The sequence below is a fragment of the Streptomyces sp. NPDC053542 genome, from assembly GCF_044544685.1.
GTDB lineage: Bacteria > Actinomycetota > Actinomycetes > Streptomycetales > Streptomycetaceae > Streptomyces.
Genome location: NZ_JBITXL010000007.1, coordinates 393,417 through 408,514 on the forward strand (window position 1 = coordinate 393,417; position 15,098 = coordinate 408,514).

At 72.2% G+C, this 15,098-nt stretch carries 13 protein-coding genes and 1 pseudogene; 6 read left to right on the forward strand and 8 right to left on the reverse strand.

The features are described 5' to 3' along the window. The first annotated feature begins 243 nt into the window (after positions 1-243). On the forward strand, positions 244-1,305 hold the full coding sequence (locus tag ACIGXO_RS22220; protein ID WP_399789419.1) for a trypsin-like serine peptidase: 1,062 nt from the start codon (positions 244-246) through the stop codon (positions 1,303-1,305). Here ACIGXO_RS22220 and ACIGXO_RS22225 read toward each other — a convergent pair whose 3' ends face one another. From ACIGXO_RS22225 to ACIGXO_RS22255, 7 genes are all read right to left on the reverse strand, one after another. Then, entirely contained in the window at positions 1,306-1,518 is a 213-nt protein-coding gene (locus ACIGXO_RS22225) for a hypothetical protein (RefSeq protein WP_399789422.1), read from the reverse strand. A 79-nt stretch (positions 1,519-1,597) separates the two neighbouring features. After that, positions 1,598-2,263: a potassium-transporting ATPase subunit C gene (locus ACIGXO_RS22230; protein WP_399789425.1), complete on the reverse strand. Its 666-nt coding sequence runs from the start codon at positions 2,261-2,263 to the stop codon at positions 1,598-1,600. An 8-nt stretch (positions 2,264-2,271) separates the two neighbouring features. Further along, positions 2,272-4,401, reverse strand: coding sequence for a potassium-transporting ATPase subunit KdpB (gene kdpB / locus ACIGXO_RS22235; protein ID WP_399789428.1), 2,130 nt, complete (start codon positions 4,399-4,401; stop codon positions 2,272-2,274). Continuing rightward, on the reverse strand, positions 4,398-6,062 hold the full coding sequence (gene kdpA / locus ACIGXO_RS22240) for a potassium-transporting ATPase subunit KdpA (RefSeq protein WP_399789431.1): 1,665 nt from the start codon (positions 6,060-6,062) through the stop codon (positions 4,398-4,400). Before kdpA ends, kdpB begins: the two co-directional genes overlap by 4 nt. An 8-nt stretch (positions 6,063-6,070) precedes the next feature. Beyond that, a complete protein-coding gene (kdpF, locus tag ACIGXO_RS22245; RefSeq protein ID WP_037800831.1) occupies positions 6,071-6,160 on the reverse strand; it encodes a K(+)-transporting ATPase subunit F in 90 nt (29 codons plus the stop codon). Beyond that, a complete protein-coding gene (locus ACIGXO_RS22250) occupies positions 6,157-6,330 on the reverse strand; it encodes a hypothetical protein (RefSeq protein WP_399789435.1) in 174 nt (57 codons plus the stop codon). The genes kdpF and ACIGXO_RS22250 overlap by 4 nt, the downstream gene beginning before the upstream one ends. 104 nt (positions 6,331-6,434) lie before the next feature. After that, positions 6,435-6,959, reverse strand: a complete 525-nt coding sequence (locus tag ACIGXO_RS22255; protein WP_399789438.1) for an SRPBCC family protein — start codon at positions 6,957-6,959, stop codon at positions 6,435-6,437. A 253-nt stretch (positions 6,960-7,212) separates the two neighbouring features. On the opposite strand from ACIGXO_RS22255, the gene ACIGXO_RS22260 reads away from it, so the two are divergent. Then, positions 7,213-7,566 carry a hypothetical protein gene (locus tag ACIGXO_RS22260; RefSeq protein WP_399789440.1) on the forward strand — a complete coding sequence of 118 codons (354 nt, stop codon included), beginning with the start codon at positions 7,213-7,215 and terminating at the stop codon, positions 7,564-7,566. A gap of 72 nt (positions 7,567-7,638) precedes the next feature. Here the strand turns inward: ACIGXO_RS22260 and ACIGXO_RS22265 are convergent, their stop codons facing one another. Beyond that, positions 7,639-8,739: a calcium:proton antiporter gene (locus ACIGXO_RS22265; RefSeq protein ID WP_399789443.1), complete on the reverse strand. Its 1,101-nt coding sequence runs from the start codon at positions 8,737-8,739 to the stop codon at positions 7,639-7,641. A 221-nt stretch (positions 8,740-8,960) separates the two neighbouring features. On the opposite strand from ACIGXO_RS22265, the gene ACIGXO_RS22270 reads away from it, so the two are divergent. The 4 genes and pseudogenes from ACIGXO_RS22270 to ACIGXO_RS22285 all read left to right on the forward strand — a co-directional run bounded on the left by ACIGXO_RS22270 (position 8,961) and on the right by ACIGXO_RS22285 (position 15,062). Next, positions 8,961-10,139 (forward strand): acyl-CoA dehydrogenase family protein, encoded by a 1,179-nt coding sequence (locus ACIGXO_RS22270; RefSeq protein ID WP_399789446.1) that lies wholly within the window; start codon positions 8,961-8,963, stop codon positions 10,137-10,139. Between the two features lie 117 nt (positions 10,140-10,256). Further along, a pseudogene (locus tag ACIGXO_RS22275) lies at positions 10,257-11,098 on the forward strand (oxygenase MpaB family protein). 27 nt (positions 11,099-11,125) lie between these two features. Beyond that, positions 11,126-13,312 carry a tetratricopeptide repeat protein gene (locus ACIGXO_RS22280; protein ID WP_399789448.1) on the forward strand — a complete coding sequence of 729 codons (2,187 nt, stop codon included), beginning with the start codon at positions 11,126-11,128 and terminating at the stop codon, positions 13,310-13,312. Positions 13,313-13,469: 157 nt separating this feature from the next. Next, positions 13,470-15,062 carry a phytoene desaturase family protein gene (locus ACIGXO_RS22285; protein ID WP_399789451.1) on the forward strand — a complete coding sequence of 531 codons (1,593 nt, stop codon included), beginning with the start codon at positions 13,470-13,472 and terminating at the stop codon, positions 15,060-15,062. The last annotated feature ends 36 nt before the right edge of the window (positions 15,063-15,098 follow it).

Below are 15,098 nucleotides of genomic sequence, written 5' to 3' on the forward strand. Positions count from 1 at the left end.
GAATCGCAGCGGTGCGTGAAGCCAAGGGGAGTGCTTGAGGGCTCTTCTGAGCGGCCCCGGGCACGGGCGCGTACGGTGGGAGTGCGGCAGTCCGTTCGCGGCCCGGCGCTGTCAACCCCCGGCGCTCGGCCAGAATTCGGGCGGAATGAGCCCTGCCGTTATTGTCCAGTTCATGACATGACGCGCTCGTGATCTCCTCGCGGCATGAGACCAGCCGGAAGCATCAGGATCACCGTCGCTGCCATGGCCGCCTCAGCCTTACTGGCCGCCCTCGGCAGCACCGCACACGCCGCCGGGCCCGGTGCCGGCGAGGGCGCCCGCCTTCCCGGAGTACGGGTCGACCGCGACACCGCGAAGTCCGGTACCGTACGCGCCTACTGGACACCCGAGCGCAGAGCCGAGGCCATGGCCCACCCCGCCGACGCGGGCACCGCCCACACGTCCCCCGCGCGGCAGCAGAGAACCCCGACTGACGGCGCTCACCTGCCCGATGTGTCGATGTCCGCCGGCCCGACGCCCCCGAAGGACGCCCCGAGGAGCGGTGACCACACCGCGCGGCCGGCCGCCGACCCCGAACTGTCCCGGTCCCTGCGCACGCCGTTCCCGCACCGGTGGCCGTGGCGGCAGACCGGACTCCTCCTGTTCCAGCAGGCCAACGGCAAGCCCGCACAGTGCACGGCCTCCGTCATCACGCACGAGAACCGCTCCACGCTGTGGACCGCCGCGCACTGCCTCTACGACAAGAAGAGCGGCGGCTGGACCAAGAACAGCATCTTCCTGCCCGGTTCCCGGGGCGGTGACGACCCGTACGGCGGCTGGGTGAAGGACTACTCCGTCGTCCCCCAGCAGTGGATCGACGAACCGGACTACCGCTACGCGGACATGGGCGCCATGGTCGTCAAGAAGGACGCACAGCGCGGCCACCTCCAGGACGAGGTCGGCGCTTACGGGTACGAGTTCCGCTCCAACTCCCCGGACAACGACCTCGTCTTCTCCCTCGGCTACCCCGGCCGCGGCTACAACCGGCCGGACAGCGACTTCAGCGGCGAGGACCAGATGTACTGCGCCGGGGACACCGTGGACGCCTCGGAGTGGAACCCGCTGGACGAGCGGCTCCAGATGGACTGCGACATGGGCGGCGGCGCCTCCGGCGGCCCGATGGTCAAGAACCTGGTCAGCGCGCCGCAGATCGTCGGCACCAACAGCCACCGCAACGTGGACCCGTCCGGCAACTACACGGACAACCACCTGTTCTCCTCCGAACACGGCGCCCAGGCCGCCGCCGTGTACCGGGCCGTCGAGTGACTACTTGAACTCCCTGGGCCCGTCGTCGCGCAGGACCTCCCGCAGCTCCCGCTCCGTCATCCACGACTCCCGCTCGGCCTGCGTCGGCCGCTTCACCACGGCCCCGCCGCCGTCCCCGGAAGAACGGTGAAAACCGGCGAGGACCGCGACCCCGGCGGACGCGGCCAGGGCCCCCGCGAGGAGCCGCCGCGTACCCGGTTTCCAGTGGCGCATCGCATCTCCTGTGCGTCGGATGCGTCCAGGATGCCGTCCCACGGCGGCGCCCGTGAAGGGCAGGACGTACTCGGCCTCCTCAACGCGCCGTCAAGTCCCGCAGAGCGACGTTGAGTTGGAGGACATTGACCCGCGGCTCGCCCATGAAGCCCGCGACGCGGCCCTCGGTGTGGTCCTCGACCAGCCGGGCCACCCGGGCGACCGGGAGGTGGTTGCGTTCCGCGACGCGGTGGACCTGGAGCCGGGCGTACTGCGGGGAGATGTCCGGGTCCAGGCCGGAGCCGGAGGAGGTGACCGCGTCGGCGGGGACCTGGGAGGGGTGTACGCGGTAACCGGGCACGCTGTTGTCCTTGACGACAGCGGCCTTGGCGTCCTTGACCCAGGTCAGCAGCTCCGGGTTGTCGGCTGCGCGGTTGGTCGCGCCGGAGACGAGGAGCTTGTACTGCGTGTTGACGGTGTTGGTGGCGAGGCCGTTGGCGGGGCGGGGCTGGAACCACTTGAGGTCCGGCCGTGGGGTCCGCTCGCCCTTCTTCGGCGGCAGGTCGTAACGCTGGCCGATGAGCGCGGAGCCGACGACCCTGCCGTCGGCCCTGATCTCCGAGCCGTTGGCCTGGTGGGGGAAGAGGCCCTGGGCGATGCCGGTGACCGCGAGCGGGTAGAGCACGCCGCACACGACGGTCAGGAGCAGGAGGGCGCGCAGGCCCGCGCCGACGAGCCGGGCGGTGTGGGTGACCGAGTTGTTCATGACCGTGATCAGCCGATTCCGGGGATGAGGGAGAGAAGCAGGTCGATGAGTTTGATGCCGAGGAAGGGGGCGATCAGGCCGCCGAGCCCGTAGATGCCGAGGTTGCGGCGGAGCATCCTGTCCGCGCTGGTCGGCCGGTACTGAACGCCCTTCAGGGCCAGCGGTACCAACGCGATGATGACCAGCGCGTTGAAGATGACCGCGGCGAGGATCGCGGAGTCCGGCGAGGACAGCCGCATGATGTTGAGCTTGTCCAGGCCCGGGTAGACCGCGGCGAACAGCGCCGGGATGATCGCGAAGTACTTCGCCACGTCGTTGGCGATGGAGAAGGTCGTCAACGCGCCGCGGGTGATGAGGAGTTGCTTGCCGATCTCGACGATCTCGATGAGCTTGGTCGGGTTGGAGTCGAGGTCGACCATGTTGCCGGCCTCCTTGGCGGCGGAGGTGCCGGTGTTCATGGCCACGCCGACGTCGGCCTGGGCGAGCGCGGGGGCGTCGTTGGTGCCGTCGCCCGTCATCGCCACGAGCTTGCCGCCGGCCTGCTCCCGCTTGATCAGCGCCATCTTGTCCTCGGGCGTGGCCTCGGCGAGGAAGTCGTCCACGCCGGCCTCGTCCGCGATGGCCTTCGCGGTCAGCGGGTTGTCGCCCGTGATCATGACGGTCTTGATGCCCATCCGGCGCAGCTCGGTGAACCGCTCCCGCATCCCCTCCTTGACCACGTCCTTGAGGTGGATGACGCCCAGGACCCGCGCGCCGTCCGCGTCCTCGACGGCGACCAGCAGGGGCGTGCCGCCCGCCTCGGAGATGGTGTTCGCGATCCCGTCGGCGTCCTCGGGGACCGTGCCGCCCTGTTCCCGGACCCAGCTGAGTACGGAACCGGCCGCGCCCTTGCGTACCCTGCGGCCGTCGACGTCCACGCCCGACATGCGGGTCTGGGCCGTGAAGGCGATCCACTCCGCGTGTTCCAACTCCCCCTGAGTACGCTCGCGCAGCCCGTACTTCTCCTTGGCCAGTACGACGATGGAGCGGCCTTCGGGCGTCTCGTCGGCCAGCGAGGAGAGCTGGGCGGCGTTGGCGACCTCGGCGGCGGTGGTGCCGCGTACGGGCACGAACTCGGCGGCCTGGCGGTTGCCGAGGGTGATCGTCCCCGTCTTGTCCAGCAGGAGGGTGGAGACGTCGCCCGCGGCCTCGACGGCCCGCCCGGACATCGCCAGGACGTTGCGCTGGACGAGGCGGTCCATGCCGGCGATGCCGATCGCGGAGAGCAGCGCGCCGATCGTGGTCGGGATGAGGCAGACCAGCAGGGCCACCAGGACGACCATGGTCAGGTGCTTGCCGGCGTACGAGGCGAACGGCGGCAGGGTGGTCACCGCGAGCAGGAAGACGATGGTGAGGGACGCGAGCAGGATGTTCAGCGCGATCTCGTTGGGTGTCTTCTGCCGGGCCGCGCCCTCGACCAGGCTGATCATCCGGTCGATGAAGGTCTCGCCGGGTTTCGCCGTGATCCTGATGACGATCCGGTCGGACAGTACCTTCGTACCGCCGGTGACCGCGGACCGGTCGCCGCCGGACTCCCGGATGACCGGCGCCGATTCGCCCGTGATCGCGGATTCGTCGACCGAGGCCACGCCCTCGACGACGTCGCCGTCCCCGGGGATGATGTCGCCCGCCTCGCAGACGACGAGGTCGCCCACGCGCAGTTCCGTGCCGGGCACCCGCTCCTCGGCGGAGCCGGCCAGCCGGCGCGCCACGGTGTCGGTCTTGGCCTTGCGCAGGGTGTCCGCCTGCGCCTTGCCGCGGCCCTCGGCCACGGCCTCCGCCAGGTTCGCGAAGAGGACGGTCAGCCAGAGCCAGGCGCTGATCGTCCAGCCGAACCAGTCACCGGGGTCCGTGAAGGAGAACACGGTGGTCAGCACCGAGCCGATGAGCACCACGAACATCACGGGCGACTTCACTATGATGCGCGGGTCGAGCTTGCGTATCGCGTCCGGCAGCGACTCCACCAGCTGCCGCGGGGCGAAGAGGCCCGCGCCGATGCGCCCCTCGTCCTTGTGGCCGCTGGGCACATCGATGTGCGGGGCCCGGGTGGGAGCGGTTGTGGACCTCACGTCCACGTGCTTCTGGGTGTCGAGGGTCATGACGCCAGTCCTTCGGCGAGCGGGCCCAGCGCGAGGGCGGGGAAGTAGGTCAGGCCGGTGATGATCAGGATCGAGCCGACCAACAGGCCGCTGAACAGCGGCTTTTCGGTACGGAGGGTGCCCGCGGTCGCGGGGACGGGTTGCTGCTCGGCGAGCGAGCCGGCCAGCGCGAGGACGAACACCATGGGCAGGAAGCGGCCGAGGAGCATGGCCAGCCCGATGGTGGTGTTGAACCACGGGGTGTCGGCGTTGAGTCCGGCGAAGGCCGAACCGTTGTTGTTGGCGCCGGAGGTGTACGCGTACAGGATCTCCGAGAAGCCGTGCGCGCCGGGGTTGGCCATGGAGTGCGGCGGGGTGGGCAGGGCCATCGCGGCGGCGGTGAAGCACAGCACCAGCGCCGGGGTGATCAGGATGTAGCAGGCGGCGAGCTTGATCTGCCGCGTGCCGATCTTCTTGCCCAGGTACTCGGGCGTGCGGCCGACCATCAGCCCGGCGAGGAACACCGCGATCACCGCCATGATCAGCATCCCGTACAGGCCCGAGCCCACGCCGCCGGGCGCGATCTCGCCCAGTTGCATGCCCAGCAGGGTGAGGCCGCCGCCGAAGCCGGTGAGGGAGGAGTGGAAGGCGTCCACGGCACCGGTCGAGGTCAGCGTGGTGGAGACCGCGAAGATCGAGGAACCGCCGATGCCGAACCGGGTCTCCTTGCCCTCCATCGCCCCGCCCGCGGCCTGCAGCGCCGGGCCGCCGTGGTGGAACTCCGTCCACATCATCAGCGCCACGAAGCCCACCCAGATGACGCCCATCGTGGCGAGCAGCGCGTAGCCCTGCCTGAGCGAGCCGACCAGCCGCCCGAAGGTGCGCGTCAGCGCGAAGGGAATCAGGAGGATCAGGAAGACCTCGAACAGGTTGGTGAAGCCGTTGGGGTTCTCGAAGGGGTGGGCGCTGTTGGCGTTGGCGAGGCCGCCGCCATTGGTGCCCAGCTCCTTGATGACCTCCTGCGAGGCATACGCGCCGCCCTGCCACTGCTGATGACCGCCCAGGAACTGGCCGACCTCGTGGATGCCGGCGAAGTTCTGGATCGCGCCGCAGGCGACCAGGACGACCGCGCCGAGCACGGAGATCGGCAGCAGGATGCGGACGGTGCCGCGGACCAGGTCGGCCCAGAAGTTGCCCAGTTCGCCGGTGCGGGACCGCGCGAAGGCGCGTACGAGGGCCACCGCGACGGCCATGCCGACCGCCGCCGAGACGAAGTTCTGCACCGCCAGGCCGCCGGTCTGCACGACATGGCCCATGGCCTGCTCGCCGGCGTACGACTGCCAGTTGGTGTTGGAGACGAAGGAGGCGGCGGTGTTGAACGCCTGGTCCGGGTCGATCGAGGCGAAGCCGAGCGAGCCGGGCAGTGAGCCCTGGAGCCGCTGCAGCAGGTAGAGGAAGAGGACGCCCGCGGCCGAGAAGGCCAGGACTCCGCGCAGATACGCGGGCCAGCGCATCTCCGTGTCCGGGTGGGCGCCGATGCCCTTGTAGATCCACTTCTCCACCCGCAGGTGGCGGGGCGAGGAGTAGACCCGGGCCATGTAGTCACCGAGCGGGCGGTACGCGAGCGCCAGCGCGGCCGTCAGTGCCAGCAGCTGGAGCACGCCGGCAAGTACGGGGCTCATGTCTGTGCTCAGAACCTCTCGGGATCGATGAGGGCGAGGACGAGATAGCCCAGCAGGGCGACGGCCACGATGAGGCCGACGATGTTTTCGGTGGTCACAGCTGTGCGACCCCCTTGGCGACGAGGGCCACCAGCGCGAAGACCGCGAGCGTGGTGACGACGAAGGCCACGTCGGCCATCGAGAGCTCCTGAACGAGTGGGAGGGAGGAACGGACAGAGAGAGCAAACCGCCGTTCCGAGCCCCCGCACGCGCCGTTGACGGCTCCCATACGGGAGCGGGCCCGCGCTTGACGGCTTTCTAACGGGTCCCTTGCGACCTGCGGAAACGCCGACGGCCGGGTCGAGACCGACCCGGCCGTGCGCACTGGGGGCGTCAGCCCTCCGCGAGTGCCTTGAGGCCCTTCAGCGTCGCCTCCATACCCGTGCGCAGCTCGGCGAGGCGGGCCTCGATCAGCTGCTCCTCCCGGTCGGGCATCCGGGCGATGACGGCGCTGAGCCCGGAGGCGCCGGGGCCGACGCGTACCGAATGCCGTACGAGGACGTGCCGGGATCCGGGCTCCAGGAGGAAACGCCAGGTCGCGAGGGACTGCGCGGGGTCCGCCACCGGCGCGCCGAACCGGCCTCCGGTGTCCAGGACGGCCCACCCGAACTCACGCTCGGCGGTGACCGTCACGATCTGCGAGACGGTCTGCCACTCGCCGATCTTGGGGTGGCGGTTGTGTCCCGCGAAGCGTGCGCCCGGCGCGGGCGCGGTGGCGCCGTCGAGCCATTCCACGCGGTGCAGTTCGGGGCTCAGCCGGGCGGGCAGGCCGATGTCGCTGACCAGCTCCCAGACCCGCGGCGCGGCCGCCGCGATCCGTATCTCGCACTCGGCCACCGGGCCGTCGGCATAACGCATCGTGTGTCCTCGTCTCCCTCGGTCGGGGAGAAGCTACTGGCCGCCGGATCCGGAGGCGGCGGCGGGGTGGCCTCGGGCCGGGCCAGGGGCGTCCGGGGGCGGGAATCCGGACCCGCCGGGCGCGCGGCGGGCCGCCGCGACGCGGCCCCGCGGGCCCGTCGCGAGCGTTGCGGGACGCCTCCGGGCGCGTGATGATGGCTGCCTGGAAGCGGGCCGCGCCGGGCGCGGCGCGCCGGCCACAAGGGAGCGAGCCATGGCCGAACCGGGTGACCTGCGGCAGACGTACGCATTCAGCTGCACGGGATGCGGACACGCCTGGAAGCAGAGCTACGAGATCATGATCGTTACCGATGCCGAGGGCCGGCGTTCCCAGGAGTACCGCATCGACGGACGCAGGGTGCGCTCCCCGCTGACCTCGCCGGTCTGCCCGCACTGCGAGAGCCGGCACGTGCACGCGGTGCCGGTCGGGCTGGCCGAGCGCGCCCTCCAGGCGGAGACCGCGCCGCAGTCCCGTCCCGAGCGCCATGAGCACACCCCGCACCTGCCGCACGGCCCCCATTTCCACCTGCGCCGCCACTCGGACCGGACGCGCAACGAGGACGGCTGAGGACGGCTAGGGGCGCACGGCCAGGGGCGCCAGGGGCTGCGGGCCCGCCTCCGCGGAGATCCTGCAAGGCCCCTAGGGGCTGACCGCCAGCACCAGGTACGCCGCCAGCAGGGCCAGGTGGACGCCGCCCTGGAGGGGCGTGGCGCGCCCCGGGATGACCGTCAGGGTGCCGACGACCACGGTGAGGGCGAGCAGCACCATGTGCGTCGCGCCGAGACCGAGGACGAGCGGGCCGCTCAGCCAGATGGACGCGGCGGCGACCGCGGGAATGGTCAGGCCGATGCTCGCCATGGCCGAGCCGAGCCCGAGGTTCAGGCTCGTCTGCACGCGGTCGCGGGTGGCGGCCCGTACCGCCGCGATGGTCTCCGGCAGCAGGACCAGCAGCGCGATCACCACGCCGACCACGGCGGACGGCAGCCCCGCCGCGGCCACCCCCGCCTCGATCGTCGGCGACACCGCCTTGGCCAGCCCGACCACGCCGACCAGTGCCAGGGCCAGCATGCCCAGGCTGGTCAGGGCCGTGCGCCGGGTGGGCGGATCGGCGTGGTCGTCCTCGTCGATCACCGTGCCGGACGCGGTCACCGGGAGGAAGTAGTCCCGGTGCCGCACGGTCTGGGTGGTGACGAAGAGCCCGTAGAGCACCACGGCCGCGAGCGCGGCGAAGATCAGCTGCGCGGGTGCGAACTCCGGCCCCGGCTTGCTCGTGGTGAACGTCGGCAGGACGAGGCTGAGCCCGGCCAGCGTGGCCACGGTCGCGAACGCCGCGCCCGTGCCCTCCGGGTTGAACACCGCGACCCGCCGCCGCAACGCGCCCACCAGCAGGCACAGCCCGACGATGCCGTTGCAGGTGATCATCACGGCGGCGAAGACGGTGTCCCGGGCGAGCGAGGCGGACTTGCCTCCGCCGTCGGTCATCAGAGTGAGGATGAGCGCGACCTCGATGACGGTCACCGCGACGGCGAGCACGAGCGACCCGAACGGCTCGCCCACCCGGTGGGCCACCACCTCCGCGTGGTGCACCGCCGCGAGCACCGCGCCGGCCAGGAAGCACGCCACGAGGGCCACGGCCGGGCCGGGCAGCGAACGGCCCCAGGAGAGCGCGAGCAGGACGACGGCGAGTACGGGAAGGGCGGCGGTCCAGTGGCCGGCGACCGCCCGGACGGTACGCAGCATGGCTCGACCTTCTCAGAAGGCCCGGCGGGCTGCGCGCGGAAGATCCGGTGAGCTGACCGCGGAGACCCGGCGGGCTGTGTGCGGAGGACCCGGCGGGCTCCGCGCGAAGAGGGGCGCGTCCGCCCCTTCCGTATTACTGGAACACGTTCTACCGTGCGGGCGACCCCACGGGCCGTCAGTCCACGGCAGCGACGGGCCGTCAGACCGGGACAGGAGGGGCCGTGCACCTCGAATACACGCCCGAACAGCAGCGGCTGCGCGCCGAACTGCGGACCTACTTCGCCCAACTGGTGCCGGACAACGCGTACGCGCGGTACGCGGCGCCCGCCGAACGGAAACGGTTCTACCGCGAGACGGTCCGCCGCCTGGGCGCCGACGGCTGGCTCGGCGTCGGCTGGCCCGAGGAGTACGGCGGCCGCGGCCTCACGCCGATGGAGCAGTTCGTCTTCTTCGACGAGGCGGCCCAGGCAGGCGTGCCGCTGCCCCTGATGGCGCTGAACACCGTCGGCCCGACGATCATGAAGTACGGCACGGACGAGCAGAAGGCGTACTTCCTGCCGAAGATCCTCTCCGGCGAGATCGACTTCGCGATCGGATACAGCGAACCGGAGGCGGGCACCGACCTGGCGGCCCTGAAGACCCGCGCCGTACGGGAGGGGGATCAGTACGTCGTCAACGGGCAGAAGATCTGGACCACCAACGGGGACACCGCCGACTGGGTGTGGCTGGCCGTCCGCACCGACCCCGAAGCGCCGCCCCACAAGGGCATCAGCATGCTCCTCGTCCCCACCAGTGACCCCGGCTACTCCTGCACCCTCATCAACACCCTCGCAGGCCACGACACCACCGCGAGCTACTACGAGAACGTCCGCGTCCCCGTGAGCCGCCGGGTCGGCGCGGAGAACGAGGGCTGGCGGATCATCACCAACCAGCTCAACCACGAACGCGTCACCCTCGCCGCGCACGGCACGATGGCCATCCGCGCGCTGCACGATGTCCAGCGCTGGGCCATGGAGACCAAGCTCGCCGACGGCCGGCGCGTCATCGACCTGGGCTGGGTCCGCACCCGGCTGGCCCGCACGCACACGAAACTGGACGCCCTGAAGCTGCTCAACTGGCGGATGGTCGACGCCCTCCAGCGCGCCGCCCTCACCCCGCAGGACGCCTCCGCCGTCAAGGTGTACGGCTCCGAGGCGCGCCGGGACGCCTACGCCTGGCTGCTGGAGGTGGTCGGCGCCGCCGGGCCGCTGAAGGAGGGCTCGGCGGGCGCGGTGCTCCACGGCGAGCTGGAGCGCGGTTACCGCTCGGCCGTCATCTTCACGTTCGGCGGCGGGAACAATGAGATCCAGCGGGAGATCATCTCCTGGATCGGCCTGGGGATGCCCCGCGTACGCAGATGATCCCGTACGGGTGAAGGGGGTACCGCGGTGAGGGCGGACGAACCGGGCCGGCGGACCGGAGCGGACCCCGGCCTCTACGGCCCGGACTCGGTGACCTGGCAGCTGCACGGCGATCCCATGATGTGGATAGCGGGCGTCCGGGCGCTGTACCTGCAGGCGCTGCACCCGAGGGCGGTGCGCGGCGTCATGCAGAACAGCGACTTCCGCAAGGACGCCTGGGGACGGCTGATGCGCACCGCGGGCTTCGTCGGCACCACCACCTACGGGACCGCCGAGGCCGCCGAGCGGGCCGGTGCCGCCGTCCGCCGCATCCACCGCCGGCTGACCGCCACCGACCCCGTCACTGGGGAGCGGTACCCCGTCGACGAGCCGGGGCTGCTTCTGTGGGTGCACTGCGCCGAGATCGAGTCGTACCTGGAGGTCGTCCGCCGTTCCGGCCATCCCGCGGCCGACGCGCTTCAGGGGGCCGTGGGCGACGCGTACATACGGGAGAACCGCACGGCCGCCCGTCTCGTGGGCCTCGACCCGGCCACCGTGCCCGCCGACCGGGCGGAGCTCGCCGCGTACTTCGAGGAGGTGCGGCCCGAGCTGGCCGCCACCCCGGAGGCGGCGGCCGTCGACGACTTCCTGCGGCGGCCGCCCGTGCCCCTCCCGCTGGTCCCCGTACGCGCGCTGCTGTGGCGGCGGTGGCCTCGCTGGCGTACGAAGCGCTCCCTCCGTACGCGCACGAGCTGTACGGCAGGCCGGTGCCGCCCCCTGCGGCCGTCGACCGGCGGCTGCGCGCCGCGGGACGCGTACTGCGGGCGGTCCCGCCGACCGTCCGCTGGCAGCTGCCGCCGAAACACATCCTGCGCGCGGTGGCCGGACTCGGACCCGGCACCCGCCCGTCGGCCTACAAGCTGTGCCGCCCGGCCGCCATACTGAGGGCTCACGGTGCTCAGGGGGAGCCACAGGAGTGACGACGGCGACGGGGGGCGCAGCAGGCGATGGGGGAGAGCAGGCTGATCCACGGCCGTTACCGGCTGATCGATCTGATCGGGCGCGGGGGGATGGGCGAGGTGTGGCGGGCCCGGGACGAGTCCCTGGGCCGCCAGGTCGCGGTGAAGTGCCTCAAGCCGCTGGGGCAGCAGCAGGACCCGTCGTTCATGCGGGTGCTGCGCGAGCGGTTCCGGCGTGAGGCACGGGTGGCCGCGGGGCTGCAGCACCGCGGCATCACCGTCGTGCACGACTTCGGCGAGGACGACGGCATTCTGTACATCGTCATGGAGCTGCTGGACGGGCGGAATCTCAGCCAGCTTCTGGAGGACAACCGCCGGGACCCGCTGCCCGTGCCGGACTTCGTCGACATCGCCGACCAGGTGTCGGCGGCGCTCGCGTACACGCACGAGCAAGCGGTCGTGCACCGGGACCTGAAGCCGGCGAACATCGTCCGGACGGTGGACGGCACGGTGAAGATCTGCGACTTCGGCATCGCCCGGCTCGGCCACGACATCGGCTTCACCGCCCGCCTCACCGGCACCGGCGTCGCCATGGGCACCCCGCACTACATGTCGCCCGAGCAGATCGCGGGCGGCACCATCGACCACCGCAGCGACCTGTACTCGCTGGGCTGTGTGCTGTACGAACTGGCGACGGGCGTCCCGCCGTTCGAATTCGACGACGCCTGGGCCGTGCTCGTCGGCCACCGCGACACCGCGCCCGAACCGCTCCGCAAGCGCCGCCCCGACCTCCCCGAGCCGTACGAGCGCATCGTCCTGGACCTGCTCGCCAAGGACCCGGACGACCGCCCGCGCGACGCCGCCGAGCTGGGCAAGCGCATCGCCACCGCCCGCGCCCCGCAGGCGACCGCCGCCGCGCTGCCCACCTGGGCCACCGGCATGCGGATCGGGGCCGGCGCGCGGACGGCCCGCGCGCCCCGCACGTCCTCCCGGGGCGCCGTCGGCGAGCTCACCGGCTCCTGGACCGCGGGCTTCGAGCCGCGCGGCCCCGAGGGCGCCCCGCCCGCCCAGGAACGCCCCACCCCGTCGCCCGCGACGCTCGCCGCGCTCGCCGGGCGGCACAACGCCGGGCTGAGCCTGGGCCGGCTCGGGCGCTGGGAGGAGGCGGGCGAGGTGCACCGCGCTGTCGCCGTCGAACGGGAACACCTGCTCGGGCCCGACCACCGCGACACCCTCGCGAGCCGCTTCGAAGTGGCCTTCACCCTCTCGCGCTCGGGCCGCTTCGCCGACGCGCTGCGCGAGTACGAGGCGGTCGCGGAGGGCCGCGAGCGGACGCTCGGCCCCGAGCACGCCGACACGCTCGCGGCGCGCCAGGAGACCGCGTACGTACTCGGCAGGCTGGGCCGCCACTTCGAGGCGCACCAGGTCTACACGGCGGTACTGGCGGCCCGCGACCGCACCATGGGCGCCGACCACCCCGACACCCTGCGCTGCCGGCACAACCTCGCCTGCAACCTCAGCCGCCTCGGCCGCCTGGAGGACTCCTACGAGACGGCGCGGGAGGTCGCGGCGGCGCGTGCCCGGGTGCTCGGCGAACGCCACCCCGAAACCCTCGTCACGCGCTGCGAGGTGGCCTACACGCTCGGCCGGCTGGGCCGCTGGCCCGAAGCGCTGCGCACGTACCAGGAGGTGGCCGCGGCGCGCACTGAGGCGCTCGGCCCGCAGCACCCCGATACGCTCGCCGCGACCTATGAGGTCGGGATAAGCCTCGGCCGGCTCGGCCGCAGCGCGGAGGCCCTGGCGCTCTACCGGGACCTGGTGGCGGCCCGTACGGAGGCGCAGGGGGCGGAGGACCCGGAGACGCTGCGCGCCCGGCACGGCCTCGGCGTCAACCTCGGGCGGCTCGGCCGCTGGGAGGAGGCGCTGGCGGAGGCCCGTGAGGTGTGCGCGCTGCGCGAGAAGGTGCTCGGCGCCGACCACCCGGACACGCTCGTCAGCCGCCGTGAGGTCGCGGTGGCGCTGGGCTGGCTGACCCGCTGGGCCGAGGCACTCTCGGTCTACAGGGGGGTCGCCGAGGCCCGCGAGCGGGTGCTCGGGCCGGACCACCCCGACGCGCTGGCCAGCCGCACCGACGAGGCGCACTGCCTGGAACAGCTCGGCCGCGCCGCCGAGGCGGTCGGCCTGTACCGCCGGGTGGCGGCACTGCGGCAGCAGCGGGGGACGCAGGGGCGCTGAGGCGTACGGGTGACAGCCGGCGCCGAGGTGCTGCGGTGGCGGTCGGTGCGGAGGGGGAGTTGACCGAACGGGCTCGGAAGTGACCGTTCCCGTTCGCCGCCGACCGGAGGTGTACCGACCTCTGGCCGGTACTGATCGCTCCGTGCTACCAAGAGACATGCCGGAACGGACGTCCTATGACGTGATCATTGTCGGCGGCGGGCACAACGGCCTCGTCGCCGCCGCCTATCTAGCCCGCGCCGGGCGCAGCGTGCTCGTACTGGAACGGCTGGACCACACCGGTGGCGCCGCCGTCTCCACCAGGGCATTCGCCGGGATCGACGCCCGGCTCTCCCGCTACTCCTACCTCGTCAGCCTGCTGCCCCCGAAGATCGTGCAGGACCTGGGGCTGCGCTTCGCCGTCCGCAAACGCACCGTCTCCTCCTACACGCCCGCCGACCGCGACGGCCGCCCCGGCGGGCTCCTCGTGGGCGGCGGCCCGGCCCGCACCCGTGCCGCGTTCGAAGCACTGACCGGCTCGAACCGCGAGTACGAGGCGTGGGAACGCTTCTACGGGACCACCGCCCGGCTCGCCGAGCGCGTCTTCCCCACCCTCACCGAACCGCTCCCGACCCGCGCCGAACTGCGCGCCCGGATCGACGACGAGGACGCCTGGCAGGCGCTGTTCGAGCGGCCGGTCGGCGAGACGATCGAGAAGACCTTCGCCGACGACCTCGTACGCGGCGTCGTCCTGACCGACGGCCTGATCGGCACGTTCGCCTCCGCACACGATCCGTCCCTGCGGCAGAACCGCTGCTTCCTGTACCACGTCATCGGCGGCGGCACCGGCGACTGGGACGTGCCGCTCGGCGGCATGGGCGCGCTCACCGACTCGCTGGCCCGCGCCGCCCTGCAGGCGGGCGCCGAGATCGCCACCGGACACGAGGTGACCGGCCTGGCCACTGACGGAAAGACGGCCGAAGTAACGTGCCCGCAGGGCACGTTCGCCGCCCGGCACGTCCTGGTGAACGCCGCACCCCAGGAGCTGGCCGCGCTCCTCGGAGAGCAGCCGCCCGAACAGGGGCGCGGCGCTCGCCCCGAAGGCGCCCAGCTCAAGGTCAACATGCTGCTGACGCGGCTGCCCCGGCTGCGGGACGAGACCGTCGACCCGCGCGAGGCGTTCTCCGGCACCTTCCACGTCGCCGAGGGCTACGAGCAGCTGGAGACCGCGTACCAGCAGGCCGCGGCCGGCCAACTGCCCACCGCACCCCCCAGCGAGATCTACTGCCACTCCCTCACCGACCCCTCCATCCTCGCCCCCGACCTGGTGCGCCAGGGCTACCAGACCCTCACCCTTTTCGGCCTGCACACCCCGGCGCGGCTCTTCACGGCAGACAACGATGCGATCCGGGAACGCCTCCTGCGGGCCACCGTCGAACAGCTCGACGCGCACCTCGCAGAGCCGCTGGCCGACTGCCTGGCCCACGACGCCGACGGCCGCCCCTGCATCGAGGCCAAGTCCCCCCTGGACCTGGAACGCGACCTGCGCCTCCCGGGCGGCAACATCTTCCACGGCGACCTGACGTTCCCGTACGCGGAGGACGCCACGAAGGGCGTTGCGGAGGGCGTTGCGGAGGGCACGCCCGCCGCCCGCTGGGGCGTCGCCACCGCGCACCCGAATGTCCTGCTGTGCGGCGCGGGCGCCCTCCGGGGCGGCGGCGTCAGCGGCATCCCGGGACACAATGCGGCGATGGCCGTACTGGAGGGCTGACGGCACTACTGGAGAGCTGAGGGCACTACTGGAGAG

Bases quoted from the DNA above. Each gene is read 5' to 3' on its own strand.
- ACIGXO_RS22220 (WP_399789419.1), top strand. From the start codon at position 244: ATGGCCGCCTCAGCCTTACTGGCCGCCCTCGGCAGCACCGCACACGCC.
- ACIGXO_RS22225 (WP_399789422.1), bottom strand. From the start codon at position 1,518: ATGCGCCACTGGAAACCGGGTACGCGGCGGCTCCTCGCGGGGGCCCTG.
- ACIGXO_RS22230 (WP_399789425.1), bottom strand. From the start codon at position 2,263: ATGAACAACTCGGTCACCCACACCGCCCGGCTCGTCGGCGCGGGCCTG.
- kdpB (WP_399789428.1), bottom strand. From the start codon at position 4,401: ATGACCCTCGACACCCAGAAGCACGTGGACGTGAGGTCCACAACCGCT.
- kdpA (WP_399789431.1), bottom strand. From the start codon at position 6,062: ATGAGCCCCGTACTTGCCGGCGTGCTCCAGCTGCTGGCACTGACGGCC.
- ACIGXO_RS22250 (WP_399789435.1), bottom strand. From the start codon at position 6,330: ATGGGAGCCGTCAACGGCGCGTGCGGGGGCTCGGAACGGCGGTTTGCT.
- ACIGXO_RS22255 (WP_399789438.1), bottom strand. From the start codon at position 6,959: ATGCGTTATGCCGACGGCCCGGTGGCCGAGTGCGAGATACGGATCGCG.
- ACIGXO_RS22260 (WP_399789440.1), top strand. From the start codon at position 7,213: ATGGCCGAACCGGGTGACCTGCGGCAGACGTACGCATTCAGCTGCACG.
- ACIGXO_RS22265 (WP_399789443.1), bottom strand. From the start codon at position 8,739: ATGCTGCGTACCGTCCGGGCGGTCGCCGGCCACTGGACCGCCGCCCTT.
- ACIGXO_RS22280 (WP_399789448.1), top strand. From the start codon at position 11,126: ATGGGGGAGAGCAGGCTGATCCACGGCCGTTACCGGCTGATCGATCTG.
- ACIGXO_RS22285 (WP_399789451.1), top strand. From the start codon at position 13,470: ATGCCGGAACGGACGTCCTATGACGTGATCATTGTCGGCGGCGGGCAC.